Source organism: Bradyrhizobium sp. CCBAU 53421 (genome assembly GCF_015291625.1).
Classification (GTDB): domain Bacteria; phylum Pseudomonadota; class Alphaproteobacteria; order Rhizobiales; family Xanthobacteraceae; genus Bradyrhizobium.
In genome coordinates this window covers 439,043-463,914 of record NZ_CP030047.1, presented here as the reverse complement: position 1 = coordinate 463,914, position 24,872 = coordinate 439,043, and the positions used below count along the sequence as shown (strand labels likewise).

Sequence of the window (24,872 nt, the reverse complement as noted above, 5' to 3'; positions counted from 1 at the left end):
CATGCGCATCGGGCTGCTCGGCGGCTCGTTCAATCCGCCGCATGCTGCGCATCGCGCCATCAGCCTGTTCGCGCTCAAGCGCTTGCAGCTCGACCGCGTGTGGTGGCTGCTGACGCCGGGCAATCCGCTGAAGAACCACGACGGCCTGCATGCGCTCAACGAGCGCGCCGCGGCCGCGCGCCGCGTTGCCGACGATCCGCGCATCGACATCTCCTGTCTCGAAGCTGTCATCGGTGTCCGCTACACTGTGGACACGATCATCCACTTGCGCCGCCGTGTCTCCGGCGTGCACTTCGTCTGGATCATGGGCGCTGACAATCTCGCGCAATTTCATCGCTGGAAAGATTGGCGGCGCATCGCGTCCGATGTGCCGATTGCCGTGATCGACCGTCCGCCCCAGAGCTTCCGCGCCCTGGCCGCACCGGCGGCGCAGGCGCTCATGCGCTATCGCATGCCCGAAAATCAGGCGACACGGCTGGCCGACCAACGGGCGCCGGCCTGGGTCTTCCTGACAGGAATGAAATCCAATCTGTCTTCGACCGGACTCCGGAACCCGGACGGGAGCTGGAGGACGGCGTGAGGCGCAAAAGGGTTACTGGAATATTGAAACCATTAACCCCACATGCGTAGTATGGCGCGTGGGGCCGAGGATTCGGCGCCCGCGATACAGTGAAAGGAATGGTCCCTGGCCACATCTGTATTGTCAAAGTCTGTTTTACCCAAGGTTCCAAAGACTTCAGGTCCGAAGACTGCGCGTAAAACATCGACGAAAACCGCAGCCTTGCAGGCGCAACCGGATGCCGACAAACCGGATGCCAACAAGACGCTGAGCCTGATCCTCTCCCGCCTCGAGGATATGAAGGCGGAAGAAACGGTCACCATCGACCTTCGCGGCAAATCCGCATATTCCGACTACATGATCGTCACCACCGGCCGGGTGAACCGGCACGTTGGCGCGATCGCGGAAAATGTGACGAAGAGCCTCAAGGAAAACGGGGTCAAGAACATCCACGTCGAGGGCTTGCCCAATTGCGACTGGGTGCTGATCGATTCCGGCGAGGTGATCGTGCACGTGTTCAGGCCTGAGGTGCGCGAGTTCTACAATCTCGAACGGTTGTGGACTCAGAACCCGGCGGTCGCGGCGGTCTAAGGGGTATCAAGCCGATGCGAATCGGCTGCGGCGCAGCTAGTCTGGGTGCGCGCCTGGAGGCGCGCGAGTTATAGACTTGACGCGTTTTCTACGGCAAACCGGATTCCACTTTGCCGGAAAACGCGTGTATGCGCCTTGTCGTCATCTGCATCGGCCGCCTGAAACAGGGCCCTGAACGGGAGCTCGCCGAACGTTACCGCGGGCGCTTCGACGACATCGGCCGCAAGCTCGGCTTTCGCGGTCTCGATGTCCATGAGATTGCGGAGAGCCGCGCGCGTGACGCGGCGACGCGCATCACGGAAGAGGCCGCGGCGATCGCGGCGCTGCTGCCCGACAAATACGCGCTGGTTGCGCTCGACGAGCGCGGCAAGAGCATCGACAGCGCAAGCTTCGCGCAGCAACTCGGGCGCTGGCGCGACGACGGCTTAGCGCATACTGTCTTCGTGATCGGCGGCGCCGACGGACTTTCGCCTGAATTGCAGCGCAGGGCTTCGTTGCGTATTGCATTCGGCTCCGCGACCTGGCCGCACCAAATGGTCCGCGTCATGCTTCTGGAACAGATTTATCGGGCCGCGACCATTTTGGCCGGCCATCCCTATCATCGCGTCTGAGATGCGGTGACGGACAGTCGAAAGCGCTGAGCGCCAAGCGAATGCAGCACAAGCGGGACATAGCATCGTATCTCGGCACCGCGCGCCGCGGCTGGTTGCCGGCGTCGGTGCCGCTGTCGATCGCGATGTTCGCCGCATGCGCGCTGACGCCGGCACATGCGCAATCGACACCATCCACGCAGCAACCCGCGCCGCCTGCACAGCAGGCCGCAACAGCGGAGACATCGCCCGACGCCATCAAGCAGCGCGAGCAGGAGCTCGAGGCCGCGCGCGAGCAGCAGCGCAAGGCGACCGAGCTGCAGGAGAAGCTGAAGGCCGACATCGCCGCGATGGGCCAGGACCGCAGCAAGCTCAATCAGCAGCTGATCGACATTGCCGGCCAGGTGCGCGGCGTCGAGACGCGGATCGCGGACGCCGAAGCGCGCTTGCAGCCGCTCGACGGCCGCGAGCGCGACATCCGCGCCTCGCTCGATTCACGCCGCTCCGAGGTGATCGAGGTTTTGGCCGCGCTGCAGCGCGCCGGACGACGCACGCCGCCGGCGCTTTTGGTGCGGCCCGAGGACGCGCTGCAATCGCTGCGCACCGCGATGCTGCTCGGCGCCGTGGTGCCGGAGCTGCGCGTTCGCGCCGAGAAGCTTGCGGCCGATCTCGGCGAACTGGTCGCGCTGCGCAAGACCATCTCGACCGAGCGCGATGCGCTGGCGGCCGACCGCGACAAGCTGAAGGAGGACCAGACCCGCCTTGCGGCGCTGGTCGACGAACGGCAGCGGCAGCAGAGCGCGGCGGAAAAGGACATGGAGGCCGAAGGCGCCCGCGCCATCGCGCTGTCGAAGCAGGCCGCCGATCTGCAGGGCCTGATCGCCAAGATGGAGCAGGATCTCAAGAGCGCGGCCAAGGCCGCCGCCACCGCGAGCCTCCAGGGGGCCCCGGCGACGGTTAACGGCAAGCCCAATCTGGGGGCGTTGAAGGACCCGGCCCGCATGAGCCCGGCGGTCGCCTTCGCCTCGGCCAAGGGCCTGTTCTCCTATCCCGTGAATGGCACCAAGATTCGCGAATTTGGCGGTTCCGACGGCGCGGGGGGCGTACAAAAAGGCATTTCTTTGGCGGCCAAACCGGGCGCCCAGGTCACAACCCCGTGTGACGGCTGGGTTGTTTACGCTGGTCCATTCCGCAGCTATGGACAACTCTTGATCCTCAATGCCGGGGGCGGGTATCATGTCCTGATCGCCGGGATGGAGCGTATTTCGGTAAACATCGGCCAGTTTGTACTTACGGGGGAGCCGGTTGCGACCATGGGGTCGACGTCCCAGGTTGCATCCATTCTCGCGACCAATGCGAGCCAGCCAGTGCTCTATGTCGAGTTCCGGAAAGACGGCACTCCAATCGATCCAGGTCCATGGTGGGCCGCAAATGAAGGCGAAAAGGTTCGCGGATGATGCGCAAGACTTCGGTAATTCTCCTTAGCGCCGCCACCGGCGCGGCCCTGACGCTTTTCGTCACGCAGCCCCGCGCTGTGCTGATGGGATCGAGCGCGCGCGCCGCGACGTCGGACACCTACCGCCAGCTCAATCTGTTCGGCGACGTGTTCGAGCGGGTGCGCAGCGACTATGTCGAGAAGCCGGACGACAGCAAGCTGGTCGAGTCCGCGATCTCGGGCATGCTGTCCGGCCTCGATCCGCATTCGAGCTACATGGATGCCAAGAGCTTCCGCGACATGCAGGTGCAGACGCGCGGCGAGTTCGGCGGCCTCGGCATCGAAGTCACGATGGAAGACGGCCTGATCAAGGTGGTCTCGCCGATCGACGACACCCCGGCCTCGAAGGCCGGCATCATGGCCAACGACATCATCACCACCCTCGATGACGAAGCCGTGCAGGGCCTGACGCTGAACCAGGCCGTCGAGAAGATGCGCGGTCCGGTCAACACCAAGATCAAGCTCAAGATCATCCGCAAGGGCCAGGACAATCCGATCGACGTCACGCTGGTGCGCGACAACATCCGCGTCCGCTCGGTGCGTGCGCGCGTCGAGGCCGACGACATCGCCTATATCCGCATCACGACCTTCAACGAGCAGACCACCGAAGGCCTGAAGAAGGAAGTTTCCAATCTGCAGAGCCAGATCGGCGACAAGCTGAAGGGCTACATCATCGACCTCCGCAACAATCCCGGCGGCCTGCTCGAGGAAGCCGTCACCGTGTCCGACTCCTTCCTGGAGCGCGGCGAGATCGTCTCGACCCGCGGACGCAATGCCGAAGAAACCCAGCGCCGCGCCGCTCACCCCGGCGACCTGACCAAGGGCAAGCCGGTCATCGTGCTGATCAACGGCGGCTCGGCCTCGGCGTCCGAAATCGTCGCCGGCGCGCTGCAGGACCACAAGCGGGCGACGCTGGTCGGCACCCGCTCGTTCGGCAAGGGCTCGGTGCAGACCATCATTCCGCTCGGCTCGGGCAACGGCGCGCTGCGCCTGACCACGGCGCGCTACTACACGCCGTCGGGCAAGTCGATCCAGGCCAAGGGCATCGTGCCCGACATCGAGGTGCTGCAGGACGTGCCGGAAGAGCTGAAGGCGCGCACCGACACCAAGGGCGAAGCCTCGCTGCGCGGCCATCTGAAGAACGACGGCGACGAGAAGACCGGCTCACAGTCCTACGTCCCGCCGGACGCCAAGGACGACAAGGCGCTGAAGATGGCCGACGACCTCTTGCACGGCATCAAGTCGACCTCGAGCGCCACACCGGCGCCCGCGACCCCCGGCGACAAGGCCGCGGTCGACAAGCCCGGCAACAAGGCCGCGAACTAATCCGGTCCAATTGATTCGACGAAAAGGGCGGCCCTCGGGCCGCCCTTTCTGCTTTGGGTGTCCACCCCCAACCGTGCTTTGACGGGGCGGCCGGCGCGCGGGAATGCACCGCATCGTGCTATCGTTCGCGCTGTTGATTCGGGGAGGGTCATGGCAGAAGCGGCCGACGAACTGAGCACGCCGCTTGGGCAGAACGCCGTGGGCAGGACGCGCCGTTTCCGTCTGCCGTTCACGGCGATGCAGGCGCTCGCCGTCCTGCTGGGCCTCGTGCTGGTCGGCTTCGCCGGCGTCGCGCTGTTCAACGACAACCCGCTCGGCGGCGAGCCGATGGCCCGGATCACGCTGCGCAATCCCCCGCCCGCAGCAGCCGACGACAAGCACGCCCCGGCCGGCCAGCCGACTGAGCCGGCGGTCAAATCCGCCGCCAAGGCGCCGGCCGCAGCCGGCGATGCCAGAACGGTCACCATCATCGACGGCTCCAGCGGCAAGCGCCAGGACGTGGTGATCGGCGCCGGCGATCCGGCCGAAAAGACGGCGGATGGCGACGCGGCCCCGCTCGCGATGACCGGGATCGATCCGCGCCTGCTGGAAAAGTCGCGCTACGGCATGATCCCTGTTGTCGCCGATGGCCTGAAGCCGTTCACGGTCTACGCGGCCGAGGCCGACCGCGCCAAGGCGGCCCGGATGCCCGTCGTCGCCATCGTGGTTGCGGGCCTCGGCGTCGGCGCCGCCAAGACCGCCGATGCCATCATGAAGCTGCCGCCGGCCGTAACGCTGGCCTTCACGCCGTACGGCGCCGACCCTAGCAAGCTCGCGGAACGCGCCCGGGCACAGCGCCACGAGATCCTGCTGCAGATCCCGATGGAGCCGTTCGACTATCCCGACAACGATCCGGGCCCGCAGACCCTGCTGACCACATTGAGCGGCGAGCAGAACCTCGATCGCTTCTACTGGCACCTCAGCCGCCTGCAGGGTTATGCCGGGATCGCCAATTTCATGGGAGCCCGGTTCGTCGCGACCGATCCGGTGATGCAGCCCATCGTGCGCGAGGCGGCCAAGCGCGGCCTCAGCTATTTCGACGACGGTTCCACCCCGCGCAGCGTCGCGCAGAGCCTCTCGGCCAGCCAGTCGTTGCCGTTCGCCAAGGCCGATTTCGCGATCGACGTGGTGCCGACATCGGCGGAAATCGACCGCGCGCTGGTCAAGCTGGAAACGATTGCCAAGGAGCGCGGCACGGCCGTGGGCGTCGCCTCGGCGCTGCCGGTCTCGATCGAGCGGCTCGGCGCCTGGCTCAAGACACTGGACTCCAAGGGCATCATGCTTGTGCCATTGACAACGGCGATGCTGAAATCAAAATCGGGCTAGAGATCAATCTGTTGGCGCAACCTAAGACCCTGCCGGGGGGCCGGGTCGGGTGGCGCCGGGAACTGTGCGAGGTAGCGGCAGCATGGCACGTTATGAAGACCTGCCCTATCGAACCTGCGTCGGCATCATGCTGCTCAATACGGCCGGGCTGGTCTTCATCGGGCGCCGAGCCGGCGGCATCGAGCATGTCGACGACGCGCATGTCTGGCAGATGCCGCAGGGCGGCGTCGATCCCGGCGAGGACACGTTTCAGGCCGCACGGCGCGAGCTTTATGAGGAGACCAGCATCAAGTCCGTGGAGAAGCTCGGCGAGGTCTCGGACTGGCTGATCTACGATATCCCGCGCACCGTCGCCGGCCGCGCCTGGAAGGGCCGCTACCGCGGCCAGCGGCAGAAGTGGTTCGCGTTGCGCTTCACCGGCGACGAGAACGAGATCAACGTCGCCCACCCCGGCGGCGGCCACAAGGCCGAGTTCGTCACCTGGCGCTGGGAGCCGATGAAGAATCTGCCGGAGCTGATTGTGCCGTTCAAGCGTCCGGTCTATGAGCGCGTCGTGAAGGAATTCGCCGGTCTGGCGGCCAAGTAGAAGGCCTGAAGATCGGCCAGATCAACGCGCGACGCACCGATCGAGATGTCATCAGATAAACCCTATCGCCCCAATGTGGGCATCGCGCTGTTCAACGGCGACGGACGCGTGCTGATCGGCCACCGGATCAAGGACGACGGTCCGGAGATCGTGCTGCCCGGCCTCGAATGGCAGATGCCGCAAGGCGGCATCGACGACGGCGAGGATCCGCGCCAGGCGGTGATGCGCGAATTGTGGGAAGAGACCGGAGCGGTCAACGCCGACTATCTCGGCGAGACCGACTGGATGACCTATGAATTCCCGGCCTATGACGGCCCGGCATCGCATCGGCTGGCGAAATTCCGCGGCCAGCGGCAGAAATGGTTCGCGCTGCGCTTCACCGGACGCGACGACGAGATCGATCCGTTGACGCCGCGCAACGGCCAGCCCGCCGAGTTCGATCGATGGCGCTGGGAGCGTCTCGATCGCGTCGCCGACCTGGTGGTGCCGTTCCGCCGCGAGGTCTATCGCGCGGTCGTGATCCGGTTCGCGGAATTCGCTAAAGCGCGATGAGATTAGGTTGAATCGTCATCGCGCTTTAGATTCTTGTTCGAGCATGATCTCCGCGCAAACGCGTTCCGCGTTTGTCGCAAGGGAAAACCGCTTCACACTTTTCCGGATCATGCTCTAGCTGATCCTGCGACGGAAGGCGCCGCGCATCGCCCGGCGTCATCCCGTAGGTCGCACGGAACACGCGGTAGAAGGTCGCGATGCTGTCGAAACCACACGAGAACGCGATCTCGTCGATGCCGCGATCCTGCATCGAGGAGAGCAGCCGCTTCGCCTCCTTCAGCCTTGCCGCCGTCAGCGTTCGCGCGAACGACAGACCGGTCGGCTCGAACAGCGCATGCAATTGCCGCAGTGAAATGCCGAGCTCGGTAGCGACTGCGGCCGGCGTGAGCGAGGCGCGATGCAGATCGCGCAGCAGGATTTCGCGCACGGCATGCAGGTAGCCCGCATGCAGCGCGGCACGGATCTCATCCTGGCGCGGTCGCAAGCGTCCGCGTGCAAGCAGCGCCAGTCGCGCCATGTGCGTGACCTCGCCGGCGAACTGTCCGGCCTGCGCCGGATCGCGCGTCATCGAGCGGAACATGGCGCCGACCAGCCGGGTCAGGCCCGCATCGCGCGCCAGCGCAACCGGCGGCGCATCCTCGATTCGCGCGCCGAGCACCAGCTCGCTGGTGACCGGGATCTTGAGACTGAAAAAATGAAAACCATCGGTCCGTTCGGGCGTCGAGAAGTACGGGAGATTGGAGTGGCCGAACACCAGATCTCCGTTGCGCACGAAATGAACCCGATCGCGACCGATATTCAGGTGGCCGGGGCCACGTACCTGCCAGGCGAGTTGCAGGCTGTTGCTCGGGACGCGCGCAATGTCCGTTGAGGTCCGGCTGACGCGATAGGAGGACGCCGACATCTCCGCCAGCACGGCATCGCCGACCGGCGTCGCGGAAAAGCGCCCGCGGAATTCGGGCCGCTTGTCGCGCTCGAGCTCAATGGTAACCCCGAACAGGCTCTTGCCGCGCACATCGCACCAGTGCTCGAAACGGTCCTGCGGGCGGAGGGCATCAGTGGAGAAAGTCAGCACGGCATTCTGTCCGTTACATCAGGGCCAGCATCTTCTCGATGCGATCGGGCCAATTTCATCATCGCGCCGCAGCATCTCATTGGTGCACGATCCTTGCTGTAAGCTGCTTCACATTTCCCCGATTGCGCTTCAGTTCGGGCCGACCGTGAACGGACCGATCGCGATGACATGGCAATCGCTGTCGCGCCTGGCGCAGTCGCCGAGCGCGGCGTTGACCGCGCCCTGCTCGTTCTCCGCCTTCAATCCCAGTCCCGGCCGTCCCTGCGTCCCGACCGCAACCGCATTCCAGCCTGCCGTCGCATCGGCAAGCTTCCGCGCGACGTCGCTCCGCTCGCTTGGCACGATAACCGAGCTGTCTGCGGCCTTGAAGAAACCGGTCACGCGCAACGTCGCCGGAATCGCTACCACAAAGACATCGTCGACCGCGACGATCGTGCAGGGCACGCCTGCGACCGCGCCGCAGGCCTGCAGGTTGCGCCGCGCCGATTCTTCGAGCGAATCGATGCCCGCGTTGAAGAAGTAGTGACCGCCCGGACCGAGCGCGATGGTTCGCGTCTTACGCCCCGGCACAAACAGGCTGTCGAGCCTGGCCCTCGCCGCATCGCGCAGCAGCGGAACGTCCTTGGTGGCGTACGGCTTCTCGACCAGCACATCGCGCTTGACCCACGGCAAGGGCGGGACCGGCGGCTGGCCATGGGCATACACGACGGCATTGCCGACGGCGTACAGTTCGCACTTCCGCGGCGAGCCCGCATTGTCGGCGCGCTTCTGGCACAGATCGAGCGCGGCCGTCTTCGCCGCCTCCTCGTTCGGCTGTGCCACACTCCATCCGACGAAGCCGTTGATGTTGAGCGCAACCGCCTTGGAATCGCCGGCAGGAAGATATTCGGTCGCGAGCACGTTGCGGGTGCGGTCGCTGACGAACGGAACGATATCGGCGGCAAGCTTGTCGCCTGGAGCGATCGAAGGCGCCGATGCCGGCCCAGCCGGCATCGGCGCCGGCGCGGGCTTCGCCGACGGCCCGGTCGAGGCTGGCGGCGACGGTGCGACCAATGGTGCCGGTGAAGCCGATACCAGCGGCGTGGATGCCGGAGCGGAGCTTGCCACGGCAGCGGGCTTCGCCACCGACGTTTCCAGCTTGGTGTAATAGAGGAAGCCGCCGACACCGATCGCGGCGAGCAGCACCACGGTGATGGCCACGGGCCACATCCAGGCCGGTGCGCCCGCAGGCGCAGCCTTGACCGGCTTCTTGACCTGCGGCGTCGCGTAGGAGCCGTCCTCGCGCCGCATCGCCACCATGTAGGCGTGCACGGGGGTCGGGATGTTCTTCACTTCCTGCGCGCCGATGTCGGCGAATTGCACCGACAGCTTGTTGGCGACCTGCTCGTGCACCGCGCGCGACACGCAGATGCCGCCGACCTCGGCGAGGCCCTCGAGCCTTGCTGCGATATTGACGCCATCACCAAGCAGATCGCCGTCGCGCTCGACCACGTCGCCGATGGTGATACCGATCCGGAACGCCATCTGCCGGCTCGGCGGATAGGCCATGTTACGCGTGCGCAGGCTCTCCTGGATGTCGATCGCGCAGCGCACCGCTTCGACGGCGCTGGGAAATTCCGCGAGCACCGCATCGCCCGCGGTGTTGAAGATGCGGCCACCGCATTTTGCAATGAAATCGTCGGTGACCTGACGATAGGAGGCGAGCCGCCGCAGCGTCTCTTCCTCATCCTCGGCAACCAATCGACTATAGCCTGCAATATCGGCCGCGAAGATCGCTGCGATCTTGCGCTTCATGAGGACCAGCCCCGGAACCCAAATATGCCGGGCAGCATGCCGCCAGATGCTCCCGCGCGCAATAAACATTCAACGCCCGCCGAGGTACGGCGAGCGTTGAATCGTTCAAGTCCTGGTAGCCGAAGCGGAAAGTGTGAGCGATTTCACAAAGCCGCGCTCGAATTGAGCGCCGTGGCGCGATCGCTGGTCGGCAATCGCGCCTTAGTGCATGGCCGTGGTATTGAGCTCGTGCTGGATGCTCTTGAAGTGGTCGAGCCGCTCGATCGCGTGATCGAGCTCGGAGCCTTCCTTCTCGGCGAGCTTCTCTTCCATCTCCTTGATGGTCTCCGCGAACTTCGCACGATCGAGTTCGGCAATCGTGGTCGCGACGTCGGCGAGCACGGTGAGGCCCTTGTCCGACACCTCGGCGAGGCCGCCGAGCACGATCACCTTCTCGCGCTTGCCGGCGGCCGTGATCGTCAGGATTCCCGGACGAACGGTGGCGACGACGGGAGCGTGGCCGGCGAGCACACCGAAATCACCCTCCACACCGGGGACGTCAACCTGATCGACCTCGCCGGAGAAGGCGAGCTTTTCGGGAGAGACGAGATCGAAGTGGAAGGTGGCCATGGTCTTTCCGTTCTTTGCGCTGTCACCCGCGGGCGCGACCCGCGGGTCCATCAGTCAACATACTTCTCGTGCGATGGATCGCCGGATCAAGTCCGGCGATGACGACATCCTGAAGCTTAGGCCGCTTCGGCGGCGAGCTTCTTGCCCTTCTCGACGGCTTCTTCGATGGTGCCGACCATGTAGAACGCCGCTTCCGGCAGATGGTCGTACTTGCCCTGGCAGAGATCGCGGAAGCCCTTGATGGTGTCGGCGAGGTCGACGAACTTGCCCGGCGAGCCGGTGAAGATTTCGGCGACGTGGAACGGCTGCGACAGGAAGCGCTCGACCTTGCGGGCGCGGGCGACCGTCAGCTTGTCCTCTTCCGACAATTCGTCCATGCCGAGAATGGCGATGATGTCCTGCAGCGACTTGTAGCGCTGGAGGATCTGCTGGACGAGACGCGCGGTGTTGTAGTGCTCTTCACCGACGACCAGCGCCGACAGCATGCGCGAGGTCGAGTCGAGCGGGTCCACCGCCGGATAGATGCCCTTTTCCGAGATCGCGCGCGACAGCACCGTGGTGGCGTCCAAGTGCGCGAACGAGGTGGCGGGCGCCGGGTCGGTCAAGTCGTCGGCCGGCACGTAGATCGCCTGCACCGAGGTGATCGAACCCTTCTGGGTGGTGGTGATGCGCTCCTGCAGCGCGCCCATGTCGGTCGCGAGCGTCGGCTGATAACCCACCGCCGAGGGAATACGGCCGAGCAGCGCCGACACTTCCGAACCCGCCTGGGTGAAGCGGAAGATGTTGTCGACGAAGAACAGCACGTCCTGGCCCTGGTCGCGGAAGTGCTCGGCGACGGTCAGACCGGTCAGACCGACGCGGGCGCGGGCGCCCGGCGGCTCGTTCATCTGGCCGAACACCAGCGCGCATTTCGACTTCACGCTCGGATCCGGATTGTGCGGATCGGCGTTGACCTTCGATTCGATGAACTCGTGATAGAGGTCGTTGCCTTCGCGGGTGCGCTCGCCGACACCGGCGAACACGGAGTAACCACCGTGCGCCTTCGCGACGTTGTTGATCAGTTCCTGAATCAGCACGGTCTTGCCGACGCCGGCGCCGCCGAACAGGCCGATCTTGCCGCCCTTCGCGTACGGAGCAAGGAGGTCGACGACCTTGATGCCGGTGACGAGAATTTCCGCTTCGGTCGACTGGTCGGTATAGGTCGGCGCTTCCTGATGGATGGCGCGCACGCCTTCGGCCTTGATCGGGCCGGCTTCGTCGATCGGCTCGCCGATGACGTTGATGATGCGGCCGAGCGTGCCTTCGCCGACCGGCACCCGGATCGGCTCGCCGGTGTCGGTGACTTCCTGGCCACGCACCAGGCCCTCGGTGATATCCATCGCGATGGTGCGGACGGTCGATTCGCCGAGATGCTGGGCGACTTCGAGCACCAGGCGGTTGCCGCCGTTCTTGGTCTCGAGCGCGTTCAGAATCGCCGGGAGGTGGCCTTCGAACTGCACGTCGACCACGGCGCCCGTGACCTGGGTAACGCGACCGATCTGGTTGGCTGCTGTAGCCATGGACTGTTCTCCTTCGAAAATCTGCCTTAGACCGCCTCAGCGCCGGAGATGATCTCGATCAGCTCCTTCGTGATCTGGGCCTGACGGGTTCGGTTGTAAATCAGGGTTTGCTTGCGAATCATCTCGCCGGCATTGCGGGTCGCGCTGTCCATCGCGCTCATCTGCGCGCCGTAGAACGAGGCGTTGTTCTCGAGCAGCGCGCGGAAGATCTGCACCGCGAGATTGCGCGGCAGCAGGCTGCCGAGGATCTGGTCCTCTTCCGGCTCATATTCGTAGGACGTGGCGGGCGCCGCGCCCGCGGCGGGCGCAGCCACCTCGAGCGGGATGATCTGCTGCGCGGTCGGAATCTGCGCGATCACCGACTGGAAGCGCGAATAGAACAGCGTGCAGACGTCGAATTCACCGGCCTCGAACCGTGCCAGCACCTTGTTGGCGATGTCCTCGGCGTTGGCGAAGCCGATCTGCCGCACCGAACGCAGGTCGAGGTGCTCGACAATCCGCTTCTCGAACGTCCGCCGCAGCTGCTCGTAGCCCTTGCGGCCGACGCAGAAGAGTTTGACTTCCTTGCCCTGCGCAAGCAGCGACTGGGCCCGCTCGCGCGCCAGGCGCACGATCGCGGAGTTGAACGCGCCGGACAGGCCGCGCTCACCGGTGCAGACCAGCAGCAGGTGCACCTGGTCGTTGCCGGTGCCCGCGAGCAGCGCCGGTGCGCCGGGCGAGCCGTTGGCGGCGGCGGCGATGTTGGAAATCACCGCATCCATCTTGGTGGCATAGGGCCGCGCCGCTTCGGCGGCGTTCTGCGCGCGGCGCAGCTTGGAGGCTGCGACCATCTGCATGGCCTTGGTGATCTTCTGCGTCGCCTTGGTCGAGGCGATGCGGACCCGCATGTCTTTTAGTGACGCCATTCTTCGTTCACCCCGGCGATCCGACCACAATGGTCAGATCGCAAGCCTCCGTTCGTCACGCCCGGCGGCGAGCCGGGCGACGCCCCATTCGTTATGCAAACGTCTTGGCGAAGCCGTCGACCGCCGACTTCAGCTTGGTGGCGCTGTCGTCAGACAGATCGCGGCTGTCGCGAATCGCGTTGAGGATGTCGACGTGCTTGCCGCGCAGCAGCGACAACAAGCCATCCTCGAAAGCCTTCACCTTGTTGAGCGGCAGCGGATCGAGGTAGCCGTTGGTGCCGGCCCAGATCACGCAAACCTGCTCTTCCATCTTCAGCGGCGAGAACTGCGGCTGCTTTAGCAGCTCGGTCAGGCGCGAGCCGCGGTTGAGCAGGCGCTGCGTGGACGCGTCGAGGTCGGAGCCGAACTGCGCGAACGCCGCCATTTCGCGGTACTGCGCCAGCTCGCCCTTGATCTTGCCGGCGACCTTCTTGGTAGCCTTGGTCTGCGCCGACGAACCGACGCGCGACACCGACAGACCGACGTTCACCGCGGGGCGGATGCCCTGGAAGAACAGATCGGTTTCCAGGAAGATCTGGCCGTCGGTGATCGAAATCACGTTGGTCGGAATGTAGGCTGACACGTCGTTGGCCTGGGTTTCGATGACCGGCAGCGCCGTCAGCGAGCCCAGCCCATGGTCCTTGCCGAGCTTGGCGGCGCGCTCGAGCAGGCGGGAGTGCAGATAGAACACGTCGCCCGGATAAGCTTCGCGGCCCGGCGGGCGGCGCAGCAGCAGCGACATCTGGCGATAGGCGACGGCCTGCTTGGACAGATCGTCATAGATGATCACGGCGTGCATGCCGTTGTCGCGGAAGTATTCGCCCATCGTGCAGCCGGTGAACGGCGCGATGTACTGCATCGGCGCCGGGTCGGACGCGGTCGCCGCAACGACGATCGAGTATTCCAGCGCGCCCTGCTCTTCGAGCACCTTGACGAACTGCGCAACCGTGGAGCGCTTCTGGCCGACCGCGACGTAGACGCAGTACAGCTTCTGGCTCTCGTCCGGCTGGGCGTTGAGCGGCTTCTGGTTCAGGATGGTGTCGAGCGCGATCGCGGTCTTGCCGGTCTGACGGTCGCCGATGATCAACTCGCGCTGGCCGCGGCCGATCGGGATCAGCGCGTCGATCGCCTTCAGGCCGGTGGCCATCGGCTCGTTCACCGACTTGCGCGGAATAATGCCGGGCGCCTTGACGTCGACGCGCTTGCGTTCGGTGGCCTGGATCGGGCCCTTGCCGTCGATCGGATTGCCGAGCGCGTCGACGACGCGGCCGAGCAGGCCCTTGCCGACCGGCGCGTCCACGATCGCGCGGGTGCGCTTGACGGTCTGGCCTTCCTTGATTTCGCGGTCGGCGCCGAAGATCACGATACCGACGTTGTCGGTCTCGAGGTTGAGCGCCATGCCGCGCGTGCCGTTCTCGAACTCGACCATTTCGCCGGCCTGAACGTTGTCGAGACCGTAGACGCGGGCGATACCGTCACCGACCGACAGCACCTGGCCAACTTCGGTGACCTCGGCTTCCTGGCCGAAATTCTTGATCTGGTCCTTGAGGATCGCAGAAATTTCTGCGGCGCGGATGTCCATCAGCCTGCCTCTTTCATCGCGTTCTTGATCGAATTGAGTTTGGTGCGAAGCGAACTATCCACCATGCGGCTGCCGAGCTTGACCACCAGGCCACCAATAATGGAGGGATCGACCTTCACGTTGAGCGCGACGTCCTTGCCCGTCACTGATTTCAGTGCGGCCTTCAGCGCGTCGAGATTCTTGTCACTGAGCTGCTCGGCGACGGTGACTTCCGCCGTCGCTTCGCCCTTGAACTTCGCCACCAGCGCGCGATAGGCGCGGATCACATCGGCAACGGCGAACAGCCGGCGATTGGCGGTGAGCACCTTGAGGAATTTGGCCGACGTGCCGGAGATGCCGGCCTTGTCGAGCACCGCGGTCAGCGCCTTCAGCTGGGCGTCGGCGGCAAACACCGGGCTGCGGACGAGGCGCTTGAGATCGGCGCTCTCGTTGAGCATGGCCTCGAACTTGTCGAGGTCGGCCCGGACTTGATCGACGGACTGCTCGTCGCGCGCCAACTCGAACAGGGCCGTTGCGTAACGACCGGACACTCCCGAAACGGACGGATCTTCAGCAGCCACGAGCTCGCTCTTTTTTGCTGTCAAATTCGCAAGGGAAAAACCGTCGCCACCAAAGCAGCGCCTAGCGATCCAAGCCCTTGGAATTCAAGCGGGACTTCGATTTTCGACCGGCACAGGACGTGCCGGGACCGTTAAAATCGCGGCTTTGCTAACATAGCAATCGCGCAGGTGCAACATGACGGCATCGTGAGAGCCGCCTTGTCGCATGCGGATTTTGGCGACCGCGGCCGGCGGTCGAATCAGGAAAATTCGGTGCGCGGAAATTCAGGGCGCGGGCTCCGATTCGCGTCACCGCGGATTTGTTCCATCGAAATTTGCATGGGCCTATGGCCGAGCGCGCACGGAACCCCAAACGCGCCGCCGTTTCATTTGGCGATTACTTACTGAAAACTTACCGCCGGCGATCTAATCAGTATTCGAAAGTATATTAATCGTTAAAAATCTATTAACGCACAAGATTACGGAACCTCGATTGAATACCCCAAGGCGGTAACAAGATATTTCAGTGCGAGACAATCGGGATTTACTGCCTAATTCGTGCCTCATTGGGAAACCAAACGGCCTTGGTCAACGAAGGGACGGGGGTTCCACTTGCCGTGTTAGCGGCAATACTGTCTGAGGGTCTTATCAATGCTGAATATCAAGAAGGCGGCGGGCAATATAACCCGCTCGCGTACGGCGCTTGCGTTTGTAGCCGCAACTATCCTGGTCGGGGGCAGCGTGACGGAGGCGTCCGCGAAGTCCAGGCACCACCATCAGCGCCACCATCATCATCACCACGCCCGCGCCGAAGGTTCATCCTGGCGCGACGCCAATGCATCGATCCAGCCGTCCGGCGGCCACGCGTTCTCGGGGATGGCCTCGTTCTACGGCAATGAGTCGGGCAGCCGCACCGCTTCCGGTCAGCGCTTCAACCAGAACGCCATGACCGCCGCCCACCGTTCGCTGCCGTTCGGCACCAAGGTCCGCGTCACGCATGGCGGCCGCAGCGTCGTCGTCACCATCAATGATCGTGGCCCGTTCGTCCGCGGCCGCGTGCTCGACCTCTCGACCGGCGCAGCCCGCGCCATCGGCCTGACCGGTGCCGGCGTCGGCCGCGTCACCGCCGAGGTCGTCTCCTAAGCGCTTCAGTAAGCGTTGCGTTGCGTAACGGCCGCGAGGCCTGCCTCGCGCCAGAATGGCCTGCCGTCGCGAATGACGGCAGGCTTTTTCTTTGCCGGCTCCTGGTTCTTGCTTTGACGCGTTTTCTTCACGCGAGCCGGTATCCACTTCGCTCGAAAACGCTCTACAGAAAACTCTGCGGATCGACGTCGACCTCGAGCTTCAGATTGCCCTTGGTCTTCGGACCGGCCTCCAGCCATTCGCGCAGATATTGCGACAGGTCGACATTGCGCAGCGACTTCACCAGCAGGCGGAAGCGGTAGCGGCCCTTGATGACGGCAAGCGGAGCCTCGGCGGGGCCGAGCACCTGAATCCGCTCGTCGAGCGGTGCGACCGCGGCGAGCTTGCGGGCAAATCCCTCCGCCGTCGGACGGTCGCCGGCGGAGACGATCAGGCTCGCCAGCCGGCCGAACGGTGGGTAGCCGGTGCGCTCGCGGATATCGATCTCGCTGGCGTAGAACGCCTCGCGGTCGTTCGCGATCAAGGCCTTGATGACCGGATGCTCCGGCTGATGGGTTTGCAGATAGCCGACGCCACGGCCCTGCTCGCGGCCGGCACGGCCGACCACCTGGTTCAGCAGCTGGAACGTCCGCTCGGCGGCGCGCGGATCGCCGTTGCTGAGGCCCAGATCGGCATCGATGACTCCAACCAGATTGAGCCGCGGGAAGTTGTGCCCCTTGGCCACCAGCTGGGTGCCGATGATGATGTCGACGCGGCCCTCGGCGATCTCGTTGAGCTCGCTGCGCATGGTCTCGATCGAGGTGATGAGATCGCTCGACAGCACCATGGTGCGGGCCTCGGGGAAGATGTGAGCAGCCTCCTCCTGCAGGCGCTCGACGCCGGGGCCGACCGCAGCCAGCGATTCCTCTGCCGCGCAATGCGGGCAGATGTTCGGGCGCGGCATCGAGAAGCCGCAGTGATGGCAGACCAGCCGCTGGCGGAACCGATGATCGACCAGCCACGCGTCGCAGATCGTGCAGGCGAAGCGGTGGCCGCAGGCGCGGCAGAGTGTCAGCGGCGCATAGCCGCGGCGGTTGAGGAACAGCAACGCCTGCTCGCGGCGCTCGATCGCGTGGCGGATTTGCTCGGCCAGAACCGGCGAGATGAAGCGCCCGCGCGGCGGCGGCGCGCGGCGCATGTCGATCGCCTCGATATGCGGCATGTGCTGGCCGCCAAACCGCGACGGCAGCGCCACGCGCTGGTAGCGCCCCTTGCGCGCATTGACCTCGCTCTCGACCGACGGCGTCGCCGACGCCAGCACGATCGGGATTTTTGCGATATGGGCGCGGACCACGGCCATGTCGCGCGCGTGATAATGCGCGCCGTCATCCTGCTTGTAGGCCTGGTCGTGCTCCTCATCGACGATGATGAGGCCGAGGTCTGCATAGGGCAGGAACAGCGCCGAACGGGCGCCCACCACGACCGGCGCCTTGCCCTCGGAGATCGCGGCCCAGTTGCGCGCCCGCGTGCGCGGCGTCAGCTCCGAATGCCATTCCAGCGGGCGCACGCCGAAGCGTTGCGCAAAGCGGTCGAGGAACTGGCCGGTCAGCGCGATCTCCGGCATCAGGATCAGGGTCTGCTTGCCGCGGCGGATATTCTCCGCGATCGCCTCGAAATAGACTTCGGTCTTGCCGGAGCCGGTGACGCCGTCGAGCAGCGCGACGTGAAAGCTGCCACTCGCCGCCAGCGTCCGCATCACGTCGACCGCACTGCGCTGCTCGCGCGAGAAATCCGGCTGCGCAAAGGCGGGATCAGGAATCGGTGGCGGCGCGGGCGGCGGCATCGCCTCGACCGTCAGCGTGCCCTCGTCGACCAGGCCGTCGACCACGCCCGTGCTGACGCCGGCCTCCCGCGCCGCTTCCGACTTGCCGTGCAGCAAGCCATCCGACAGCACATCGATCAGCCGCCGGCGCGCCGGTGTCAGGCGCCGCGGCGGCTCGCCGACCAACCGCACGCCGAGCCGCGTCCGCTCCGGCCCGAGATTGTCGCCCATCCGCAGCGTCATCCGCAGCACCATGCCGCGCGCCGACAGGGTGTAATTGGAGACCCAGTCGACGAGCTGGCGCAGCTCCGCCCGAAGCGGCGGAACATCGAGCTTCTCGCTGACGTCCTTAAGCCGGTTGTGCAGCCGCGGATCGGGCCTGGCATTCTCGGCCCACACCACCGCAACCACTTCGCGCGGCCCGAGCGGAACAGCGATCACATCGCCGGGCGCAAGCTCCATGCCGCGTGGCACGCGGTAGGAATAGGTCTGGTTCAGCGCGACAGGCACCAGCACGTCGACGACACGTGTCGTCGATGTGGAAGCCGTGCCGGGGCGCGTGGTGTGGTCCATTGAATCAGAAACCTTGAACCCGATCGGGCTAGCACCGCTTCGCCGCTTTAGCGAACAGTAAACGAAGGCAGTGCGATATAATCAGGAGATGAGCAGCGCCAATAGCCCTCGAGACATGGCCCGGACCGATCAGCCCATCCCACCGCTCGAGCTCGACTGCGCCGACGCCACGGTCACGCAGGAGATGACGCGCTGGCTGTCGCATCTGCGCGCCGAACGGCGGCTGTCGCCGAAGACGCTCGAGGCCTATGCGCGCGATGTACGGCAATGCCTGGCCTTCCTGGCCGGGCATTGGGGCGCGCGCGTGACGCTTGCGGCATTTTCCGCGCTCGAGGCGAGCGATGTCCGCGCCTTCATGGCGATGCGCCGCGCGGATGAGATCGGCGGACGGTCGCTGATGCGGGCGCTGGCGGGCCTGCGCTCATTCGGACGTTTCCTGGAACGCGAAGGCAAGGGCAAGGTCGGCGCGCTCTCGGCGATCCGCGCCCCCAAGGTGGCGAAGAGCCTGCCGAAGCCGATCCACATGGAAGCGGCGAAGCGCTTTGCCGACGCCGACGAGCGCGCCGGCGAAACCCGCGAGACCTGGATCCTGGTGCGCGACGCCGCCGTGATGGCGCTGCTCTATGGTTCGGGTCTCCGCATCTCCGAGGCACTCGGACTGAAGCGGCGCGACGTGCCGAAGCCGGGCGAAGGCGATGTGCTGGTCGTGACCGGCAAGGGCAACAAGACCCGCATGGTGCCGGTGCTGCAGAACGTGCTGCAATTGATCGCGGACTATGCGGCGATCTGTCCGCATCAGCTCAGCCCGACCGGGCCGATGTTCGTCGGTGCGCGCGGCGGTCCGCTCAGCCCGCGCATCATCCAGCTCACCATGGAGCGGCTGCGCGGCGCGCTCGGCCTGCCCGACAGCGCAACGCCGCATGCGCTGCGGCACTCCTTCGCCACGCATCTGCTCAGCCGCGGCGGCGATTTGCGCGCGATCCAGGAATTGCTCGGCCACGCATCGCTGTCGACCACGCAGATCTACACCGGCATCGACAGCGAGCGTCTGCTGGAAGTCTATCGCTCGGCGCACCCGCGCGGTTGAACGCTTCGTTGTCAGCTCAACGTAAGGCGCAGGCCTCGCCCGCCGATCCGCCGTTCATCTTGCGCCGTTCATATTCGTTCATACGGCTGCCACAAAACGCTCGGCACTTGCCTTGTGCGCCGCATTCGGCAATCGTGGCGCGGTCTCATCCGGAGGGGAATCATGAGCGCACATGAAAGTATGGAGCAGGCGGAGCATGCCGAGCATGCGTCGGGCGAGAACAAGAAGATCGCGCTCCTGATCGCAGTGATCGCGCTCTGCCTGGCGCTGTCGGAAACGCTCGGCAAGGGCGCCCAGACCGAATCGATCAGCAAGAATGTCGAGGCCTCCAACCTCTGGGCCTTCTTCCAGGCCAAGAGCATCCGCCGCACCGCGGTGCAGACCGCGGCCGAACAGGGCAAGCTGAACCTCGCGACCACCACCGACGAAGCGGCCAAGGCCGCGCTGCAGAAGCAGATCGACGACTGGCAGAAGACCGCGGCACGCTACCGCTCGGAGCCGGAGACCGGCGAGGGTTCGGAGCAGCTCTCCGAACGCGCCAAGCACGCCGAGCATGAGCGCGACGAGGCCACCGCGAAATATCATCACTTCGAGCTTGCCTCCGCCGCCTTCCAGATCGCCATCGTGCTGGCGTCCGCGACCATCATCACCGGCATCGCCGCGCTGGCCTGGATATCCGGCCTGGTGACGCTCGCCGGCGTTGCGATGACCTTGCTCGGCCTGTTCCAGCCGCATCTGCTGCATCTGCATTGAGGTGCAGGTCCCCCTGCTCAACCGTCATCCTGAGGGGCGCGTAGCGGCGTCTCGAAGGATGAACGGCCCGGCCGGTGACCGTCGACCCTTCGAGACGCGCGCAAGAGCGCGCTCCTCAGGGTGACCGAGCCACGGAGCCTTGACTAAAGAACCTTGCTGGTCTGGTGGACGCTTTTGCGGAAGCGCGCGATCAGGCGCAGAGTGCGCGCGGTCCAACCCTCGCCATCGCCACTGATCATCTCGCGGATGCGCTGCTTGATCGGCTCGACCAGCGCCGTGGCCTTGGCCCGCAGCGCCATCACGAAATTATAGAGCGCCTCGAACCAGGGCATCTCCAGCAGTTTCGGCCGCGTCACGTCGAACAGGAAGGCCGTGACGCCGACGCCGACGAACTTGGCGAACAGGATCAGCGAGACCGCACTGAACCAGTATTGGTTCGCCAGCAGCCAGAGTCCGACCAGCTTGAGCGGAAACAGCGGGATCAGCGGCACGACGAAGACGATCAGCGTCATCGCCGGCGACAGCGAATCGACCCGGTCGGCGAGCCATTGCTTGAACGCGCGGAGCGGAATCCAGGCGACCACCCGGGCCACGATCGGCTCGAGGTGATCCCATAGCCAGGCTTCGATCAGGAAGATGATCGCAAGCAGGACCCAGAACGGCTGAAGCAGGCGGCGCAACATCGCTATGATCTCTACCCCGCTCGCGCGGGATGGTCGATCACATATGGATGGCGCGCTTGCCCACCGCAAGCGCGGCTTCCTTGATCGCCTCGGAGCGGGTCGGATGGGCGTGGCAGGTGCGCGCCAGATCCTCGGCCGAACCGCCGAATTCCATCAGGACGCAGGCTTCGTGGATCATTTCGCCGGCCTCAATGCCGACGATGTGCACGCCGAGCACCCGATCGGTCTTCGCATCTGCGAGAACCTTGACGAAGCCGTCGGTGGTCTGGTTGACCTTGGAGCGGCCGTTTGCGGTGAACGGGAATTTGCCGACGGTATAAGCGACGCCGGCCTGCTTGAGATCTTCCTCGGTCTTGCCGACCGACGACACTTCCGGCGTGGTATACACAACACCTGGAATGACGTCGTAGTTCACATGACCGGCCTGGCCCGCGATGATCTCAGCGCAGGCAACGCCTTCGTCTTCCGCCTTGTGCGCCAGCATCGGCCCAGCGACGACGTCGCCGATCGCGTAGATGCCCTTCACATTGGTCGAGAAGTGCGCGTCGATCTCGACGCGGCCGCGATTGTCGAGCGCCACGCCGGCTTCCTTCAACCCGAGGCCCTCGGTGTAGGGCACACGGCCGATGCACACCAGCACCACGTCGGCTTCGATGGTCTCCGCGGCGCCGCCGGCGGCCGGCTCAACCTTGGCCTGCAGCGTCTTGCCCGAGGTGTCGACTGCGGTGACCTTGGTGCCGAGCTTGAAGACAAAGCCCTGCTTCTCCAGCATGCGCTGGAATTGTTTTGCCACTTCGCCGTCCATGCCGGGCAGGATGCGGTCGAGGAATTCCACGACCATGACCTCCGCCCCGAGGCGGCGCCAGACCGAGCCGAGTTCGAGCCCGATCACGCCGGCGCCGATGATCAGCAGTTTCTCCGGCACCTTCTCCAGCGACAGCGCGCCGGTCGACGACACGATGCGCTTCTCGTCGATGTCGATGCCTTTCAGGCGGGCGATGTCGGAGCCGGTGGCGATCACGATGTTCTTGGTCTCGACGATCTCGGACTTGCCGTCGCCGGAAACTTCGACCTTGCCGGCGCCGAGAATCTTCCCGGTGCCCTTGAGCACGTCGATCTTGTTCTTCTTCATCAGGAACTCGACGCCCTTGACGTTGCCGTCGATGCCCTGCTGCTTGAAGTTCATCATCGCGGGCAGATCGAGCTTCGGCGCCGGGACGCTGACGCCCATCTTGGCGAAGGAGTGCCCGGCTTCCTCGAACATCTCGGAGGCGTGCAGCAGCGCCTTCGACGGCATGCAGCCGACATTGAGGCAGGTGCCGCCCAAGGTCGCATTCTTCTCGACGACGGCAACCTTCATGCCGAGCTGCGCCGCGCGGATCGCGCAGACGTAACCGCCGGGGCCAGTGCCGATGACGACGAGATCGTAAGAAGCCATGATTGAGGTCCTGTAGCTAAATTCTGTGACAGTTGGGCGGGCGCGATCCGATCGGAAGAATGCGTCCCGCTGCTTGATCGTGTTCTAGCGACCGCCCGACACGTCGAGGATCGCGCTGGTGACGTAGGAAGCCTCGTCCGAGATCAGCCAGACAATGGCGTTGGCGATCTCGTCCGCGGTGCCGACGCGCTTCATCGGCACCATATGGGCGAGCCGATGCGCGCGATCGGGCTCGCCGCCCGCGCCGTGGATGTCGGTGTCGATCAGGCCGGGCCGGATGCCGGCGACGCGGATGCCTTCAGCCGCGACCTCGTAGCCGAGGCCAACCGTGAAGGAATCGATCGCGCCCTTGGAGGCGGCATAATCGACATAGGTGTTGGGCGCGCCGAGCTTTGCCGCGACCGAGGAGAGGTTGACGATGACGCCGCCCTTGCCGCCGTGCCTGGTCGACATGCGCTTCACCGCCTCGCGGGCGCACAGGATGCTGCCGGTGACGTTGACCGCCATCATCTGCTGGATGCGCTCGGCCGACATCTCGTCGACCCGCACGCCGCTCTTGCCGACGATGCCGGCATTGTTGACCAGCGCGCCGAGCGTGCCGAAGCCGTCCGCCGCCTTGAACAGCGCCAGGATGTCCTGCTCGCTGCCGACGTCGCACTTCACCGCGATCGCCTTGCCGTTCTTCGCCTCGATCGCGGCAACGACCTCGTTCGCCGCAGCCTGGTTGGTGGCGTAGCCGACCACGACGCGGTAGCCGCGCGCGGCAGCAGCAAGCGCGGTGGCGCGGCCGATGCCGCGGCTGCCGCCGGTGATGACAACGACCTTGTCCGTCACATTGATCCCCAAAGGTGAGCACCCAACCAATCGCGACGCCCGAGCCGATCGGGCGCCGCGCGCGATATGACCTTAGAGGTCCAGCACCAGGCGGGCCGGATCTTCCAGGCTCTCCTTGACGCGCACCAGGAAGGTGACCGCTTCCTTGCCGTCGATCACGCGGTGATCATAGGACAGCGCCAGATACATCATCGGGCGCACCTCGATCTTGCCGCCGACCACCATCGGCCGCTCCTGGATCTTGTGCATGCCGAGGATGCCGGATTGCGGCGCGTTGAGGATCGGCGTCGACATCAGCGAGCCGTAGATGCCGCCATTGGTGATAGTGAAGGTGCCGCCCTGCATCTCGTCGATCTTGAGCTGGCCGTCGCGGGCGCGTCGGCCGTAATCGGCGATCGACTTCTCGATCTCCGCGATCGACTTGTGGTCGCAGTCGCGCACCACGGGCACCACGAGGCCGCGGTCGGTGCCGACCGCAACGCCGATGTGGTAATAATTCTTGTAGATCAGGTCGGAGCCGTCGATCTCGGCGTTGACCGCCGGAATGTCCTTCAGCCCCTGCACCACCGCCTTGGTGAAGAAGCCCATGAAGCCGAGCTTCGAGCCGTGCTTCTTCTCGAACGTATCCTTGTAGAGCGCACGCAGCTTCATCACCTCGGTCATGTCGACCTCGTTGAAGGTGGTCAGCATCGCGGCGGTGTTCTGCACGTCCTTGAGGCGGCGCGCGATGGTCTGGCGCAGCCGGGTCATCTTGACGCGCTCCTCGCGCGCGGCGTCGTCGGCCGGCGACGGCGCACGAACCTGCACGGCGGCGGCCGGCTGGTTGACCGGGGTCGGCGCCGAGGCGGCCTTCTCGATCGCGGCCAGCATGTCGCCCTTGGTCACGCGGCCGTCCTTGCCCGAGCCCGGAACGGTGGAGGCGTCGACGCCGCTTTCGGCGGACAGCTTGCGCACCGACGGCGCGAGCGGCGCATCCGCCGGCGGCACCTTGGGCGCGGCAGGAGCCGCTGCCGGTGCCGGCGCGGCGGCCTTGGCGGGAGCAACGGCAGCAGCAGCCGGCTTGGCCGCCGGGGCAGCGCCGTCATTGATCTGGCCGAGCAGCGCGCCGACGGCGACGGTCTCGCCGTCCTTGGCGATGATCTCGCCGAGCGTGCCGGCGACCGGCGCGGGCACCTCGATGGTGACCTTGTCGGTCTCCAGCTCCACCAACGGCTCGTCGACCGCGACGGCCTCACCGGCCTTCTTGAACCAGCGGCCGATCGTCGCCTCGGTTACGGATTCGCCGAGCGTTGGAACGCGAATTTCAGTCATGATCTTTTCCTCGATAACCTTGCGGTCGCAAAATTGGTCCAGCCACCCTTCGCCAAAGCGAACGACCCGGTACTCCGTGACGA

General features: G+C 65.3%; 23 protein-coding genes. 11 read left to right on the top strand and 12 right to left on the bottom strand.

Annotated features, from left to right (window positions below):
• The first annotated feature begins 1 nt into the window (after position 1).
• From XH92_RS02220 to XH92_RS02185, 8 genes are all read left to right on the top strand, one after another.
• Positions 2 to 580 (top strand): nicotinate-nucleotide adenylyltransferase, encoded by a 579-nt coding sequence (locus XH92_RS02220; RefSeq protein WP_246788175.1) that lies wholly within the window; start codon positions 2 to 4, stop codon positions 578 to 580.
• 201 nt (positions 581 to 781) lie between these two features.
• A complete protein-coding gene (gene rsfS, locus XH92_RS02215) occupies positions 782 to 1,150 on the top strand; it encodes a ribosome silencing factor (RefSeq protein WP_016847840.1) in 369 nt (122 codons plus the stop codon).
• Between the two features lie 128 nt (positions 1,151 to 1,278).
• On the top strand, positions 1,279 to 1,761 hold the full coding sequence (rlmH, locus tag XH92_RS02210) for a 23S rRNA (pseudouridine(1915)-N(3))-methyltransferase RlmH (protein WP_194457774.1): 483 nt from the start codon (positions 1,279 to 1,281) through the stop codon (positions 1,759 to 1,761).
• A gap of 41 nt (positions 1,762 to 1,802) precedes the next feature.
• The gene (locus XH92_RS02205) at positions 1,803 to 3,197 is read left to right on the top strand and encodes a murein hydrolase activator EnvC (protein WP_194457773.1); all 1,395 of its coding nucleotides are present in this window, start codon (positions 1,803 to 1,805) and stop codon (positions 3,195 to 3,197) included.
• Entirely contained in the window at positions 3,194 to 4,561 is a 1,368-nt protein-coding gene (locus XH92_RS02200) for a S41 family peptidase (RefSeq protein ID WP_194457772.1), read from the top strand. Before XH92_RS02205 ends, XH92_RS02200 begins: the two co-directional genes overlap by 4 nt.
• 150 nt (positions 4,562 to 4,711) lie before the next feature.
• Positions 4,712 to 5,926 carry a divergent polysaccharide deacetylase family protein gene (locus XH92_RS02195; protein WP_194457771.1) on the top strand — a complete coding sequence of 405 codons (1,215 nt, stop codon included), beginning with the start codon at positions 4,712 to 4,714 and terminating at the stop codon, positions 5,924 to 5,926.
• An 82-nt stretch (positions 5,927 to 6,008) separates the two neighbouring features.
• On the top strand, positions 6,009 to 6,512 hold the full coding sequence (locus tag XH92_RS02190) for an RNA pyrophosphohydrolase (RefSeq protein ID WP_050400866.1): 504 nt from the start codon (positions 6,009 to 6,011) through the stop codon (positions 6,510 to 6,512).
• A gap of 45 nt (positions 6,513 to 6,557) precedes the next feature.
• The gene (locus XH92_RS02185) at positions 6,558 to 7,064 is read left to right on the top strand and encodes an RNA pyrophosphohydrolase (protein WP_194457770.1); all 507 of its coding nucleotides are present in this window, start codon (positions 6,558 to 6,560) and stop codon (positions 7,062 to 7,064) included.
• 25 nt (positions 7,065 to 7,089) lie between these two features.
• On the opposite strand, the gene XH92_RS02180 is transcribed toward XH92_RS02185, so the two are convergent.
• From XH92_RS02180 to XH92_RS02150, 7 genes are all read right to left on the bottom strand, one after another.
• Positions 7,090 to 8,139, bottom strand: a complete 1,050-nt coding sequence (locus XH92_RS02180) for an AraC family transcriptional regulator (RefSeq protein ID WP_194457769.1) — start codon at positions 8,137 to 8,139, stop codon at positions 7,090 to 7,092.
• 129 nt (positions 8,140 to 8,268) lie between these two features.
• Complete coding sequence (locus XH92_RS02175; protein WP_194457768.1) at positions 8,269 to 9,933, bottom strand: adenylate/guanylate cyclase domain-containing protein; 1,665 nt, start codon at positions 9,931 to 9,933, stop codon at positions 8,269 to 8,271.
• 201 nt (positions 9,934 to 10,134) lie between these two features.
• A complete protein-coding gene (locus tag XH92_RS02170) occupies positions 10,135 to 10,542 on the bottom strand; it encodes a F0F1 ATP synthase subunit epsilon (protein ID WP_194457767.1) in 408 nt (135 codons plus the stop codon).
• A 116-nt stretch (positions 10,543 to 10,658) separates the two neighbouring features.
• Positions 10,659 to 12,101 (bottom strand): F0F1 ATP synthase subunit beta, encoded by a 1,443-nt coding sequence (atpD, locus tag XH92_RS02165; protein ID WP_146989834.1) that lies wholly within the window; start codon positions 12,099 to 12,101, stop codon positions 10,659 to 10,661.
• Positions 12,102 to 12,127: 26 nt separating this feature from the next.
• Positions 12,128 to 13,006, bottom strand: coding sequence for a F0F1 ATP synthase subunit gamma (locus XH92_RS02160; RefSeq protein ID WP_194457766.1), 879 nt, complete (start codon positions 13,004 to 13,006; stop codon positions 12,128 to 12,130).
• 91 nt (positions 13,007 to 13,097) lie between these two features.
• Positions 13,098 to 14,627 carry a F0F1 ATP synthase subunit alpha gene (atpA, locus tag XH92_RS02155; RefSeq protein ID WP_194457765.1) on the bottom strand — a complete coding sequence of 510 codons (1,530 nt, stop codon included), beginning with the start codon at positions 14,625 to 14,627 and terminating at the stop codon, positions 13,098 to 13,100.
• Positions 14,627 to 15,187, bottom strand: coding sequence for a F0F1 ATP synthase subunit delta (locus XH92_RS02150; protein WP_194457764.1), 561 nt, complete (start codon positions 15,185 to 15,187; stop codon positions 14,627 to 14,629). Before XH92_RS02150 ends, atpA begins: the two co-directional genes overlap by 1 nt.
• Positions 15,188 to 15,817: 630 nt before the next feature.
• Between XH92_RS02150 and XH92_RS02145 the strand changes: the two genes are divergently transcribed.
• Positions 15,818 to 16,309 (top strand): septal ring lytic transglycosylase RlpA family protein, encoded by a 492-nt coding sequence (locus XH92_RS02145; RefSeq protein WP_194457763.1) that lies wholly within the window; start codon positions 15,818 to 15,820, stop codon positions 16,307 to 16,309.
• Positions 16,310 to 16,472: 163 nt separating this feature from the next.
• Here XH92_RS02145 and XH92_RS02140 read toward each other — a convergent pair whose 3' ends face one another.
• A complete protein-coding gene (locus XH92_RS02140) occupies positions 16,473 to 18,683 on the bottom strand; it encodes a primosomal protein N' (RefSeq protein WP_194457762.1) in 2,211 nt (736 codons plus the stop codon).
• A 115-nt stretch (positions 18,684 to 18,798) separates the two neighbouring features.
• On the opposite strand from XH92_RS02140, the gene XH92_RS02135 reads away from it, so the two are divergent.
• Together XH92_RS02135 and XH92_RS02130 are read left to right on the top strand one after the other, a co-directional pair.
• A complete protein-coding gene (locus XH92_RS02135; protein ID WP_194461065.1) occupies positions 18,799 to 19,770 on the top strand; it encodes a tyrosine recombinase XerC in 972 nt (323 codons plus the stop codon).
• Positions 19,771 to 19,932: 162 nt separating this feature from the next.
• A complete protein-coding gene (locus tag XH92_RS02130) occupies positions 19,933 to 20,523 on the top strand; it encodes a DUF4337 domain-containing protein (RefSeq protein ID WP_194457761.1) in 591 nt (196 codons plus the stop codon).
• Positions 20,524 to 20,666: 143 nt separating this feature from the next.
• Here XH92_RS02130 and XH92_RS02125 read toward each other — a convergent pair whose 3' ends face one another.
• The 4 genes from XH92_RS02125 to odhB form a co-directional block, all read right to left on the bottom strand.
• Positions 20,667 to 21,206, bottom strand: a complete 540-nt coding sequence (locus XH92_RS02125) for a hypothetical protein (RefSeq protein WP_194457760.1) — start codon at positions 21,204 to 21,206, stop codon at positions 20,667 to 20,669.
• A gap of 37 nt (positions 21,207 to 21,243) precedes the next feature.
• The gene (gene lpdA, locus XH92_RS02120) at positions 21,244 to 22,644 is read right to left on the bottom strand and encodes a dihydrolipoyl dehydrogenase (RefSeq protein ID WP_194457759.1); all 1,401 of its coding nucleotides are present in this window, start codon (positions 22,642 to 22,644) and stop codon (positions 21,244 to 21,246) included.
• An 84-nt stretch (positions 22,645 to 22,728) separates the two neighbouring features.
• A complete protein-coding gene (locus tag XH92_RS02115) occupies positions 22,729 to 23,478 on the bottom strand; it encodes an SDR family oxidoreductase (RefSeq protein WP_194457758.1) in 750 nt (249 codons plus the stop codon).
• A gap of 72 nt (positions 23,479 to 23,550) precedes the next feature.
• Positions 23,551 to 24,789, bottom strand: coding sequence for a 2-oxoglutarate dehydrogenase complex dihydrolipoyllysine-residue succinyltransferase (gene odhB / locus XH92_RS02110; protein ID WP_194457757.1), 1,239 nt, complete (start codon positions 24,787 to 24,789; stop codon positions 23,551 to 23,553).
• Positions 24,790 to 24,872 lie beyond the last annotated feature (83 nt).

Excerpts from the sequence above, each read along its gene's own strand:
- XH92_RS02130 (WP_194457761.1), top strand. The coding sequence starts at position 19,933 with ATGAGCGCACATGAAAGTATGGAGCAGGCGGAGCATGCCGAGCATGCG.
- XH92_RS02140 (WP_194457762.1), bottom strand. The coding sequence starts at position 18,683 with ATGGACCACACCACGCGCCCCGGCACGGCTTCCACATCGACGACACGT.
- XH92_RS02190 (WP_050400866.1), top strand. The coding sequence starts at position 6,009 with ATGGCACGTTATGAAGACCTGCCCTATCGAACCTGCGTCGGCATCATG.
- XH92_RS02125 (WP_194457760.1), bottom strand. The coding sequence starts at position 21,206 with ATGTTGCGCCGCCTGCTTCAGCCGTTCTGGGTCCTGCTTGCGATCATC.
- XH92_RS02220 (WP_246788175.1), top strand. The coding sequence starts at position 2 with ATGCGCATCGGGCTGCTCGGCGGCTCGTTCAATCCGCCGCATGCTGCG.
- atpD (WP_146989834.1), bottom strand. The coding sequence starts at position 12,101 with ATGGCTACAGCAGCCAACCAGATCGGTCGCGTTACCCAGGTCACGGGC.
- XH92_RS02185 (WP_194457770.1), top strand. The coding sequence starts at position 6,558 with ATGTCATCAGATAAACCCTATCGCCCCAATGTGGGCATCGCGCTGTTC.
- XH92_RS02135 (WP_194461065.1), top strand. The coding sequence starts at position 18,799 with ATGGCCCGGACCGATCAGCCCATCCCACCGCTCGAGCTCGACTGCGCC.
- XH92_RS02195 (WP_194457771.1), top strand. The coding sequence starts at position 4,712 with ATGGCAGAAGCGGCCGACGAACTGAGCACGCCGCTTGGGCAGAACGCC.
- XH92_RS02145 (WP_194457763.1), top strand. The coding sequence starts at position 15,818 with ATGCTGAATATCAAGAAGGCGGCGGGCAATATAACCCGCTCGCGTACG.
- atpA (WP_194457765.1), bottom strand. The coding sequence starts at position 14,627 with ATGGACATCCGCGCCGCAGAAATTTCTGCGATCCTCAAGGACCAGATC.
- XH92_RS02170 (WP_194457767.1), bottom strand. The coding sequence starts at position 10,542 with ATGGCCACCTTCCACTTCGATCTCGTCTCTCCCGAAAAGCTCGCCTTC.
- XH92_RS02160 (WP_194457766.1), bottom strand. The coding sequence starts at position 13,006 with ATGGCGTCACTAAAAGACATGCGGGTCCGCATCGCCTCGACCAAGGCG.
- XH92_RS02200 (WP_194457772.1), top strand. The coding sequence starts at position 3,194 with ATGATGCGCAAGACTTCGGTAATTCTCCTTAGCGCCGCCACCGGCGCG.
- odhB (WP_194457757.1), bottom strand. The coding sequence starts at position 24,789 with ATGACTGAAATTCGCGTTCCAACGCTCGGCGAATCCGTAACCGAGGCG.
- XH92_RS02205 (WP_194457773.1), top strand. The coding sequence starts at position 1,803 with ATGCAGCACAAGCGGGACATAGCATCGTATCTCGGCACCGCGCGCCGC.
- XH92_RS02175 (WP_194457768.1), bottom strand. The coding sequence starts at position 9,933 with ATGAAGCGCAAGATCGCAGCGATCTTCGCGGCCGATATTGCAGGCTAT.
- lpdA (WP_194457759.1), bottom strand. The coding sequence starts at position 22,644 with ATGGCTTCTTACGATCTCGTCGTCATCGGCACTGGCCCCGGCGGTTAC.
- rlmH (WP_194457774.1), top strand. The coding sequence starts at position 1,279 with ATGCGCCTTGTCGTCATCTGCATCGGCCGCCTGAAACAGGGCCCTGAA.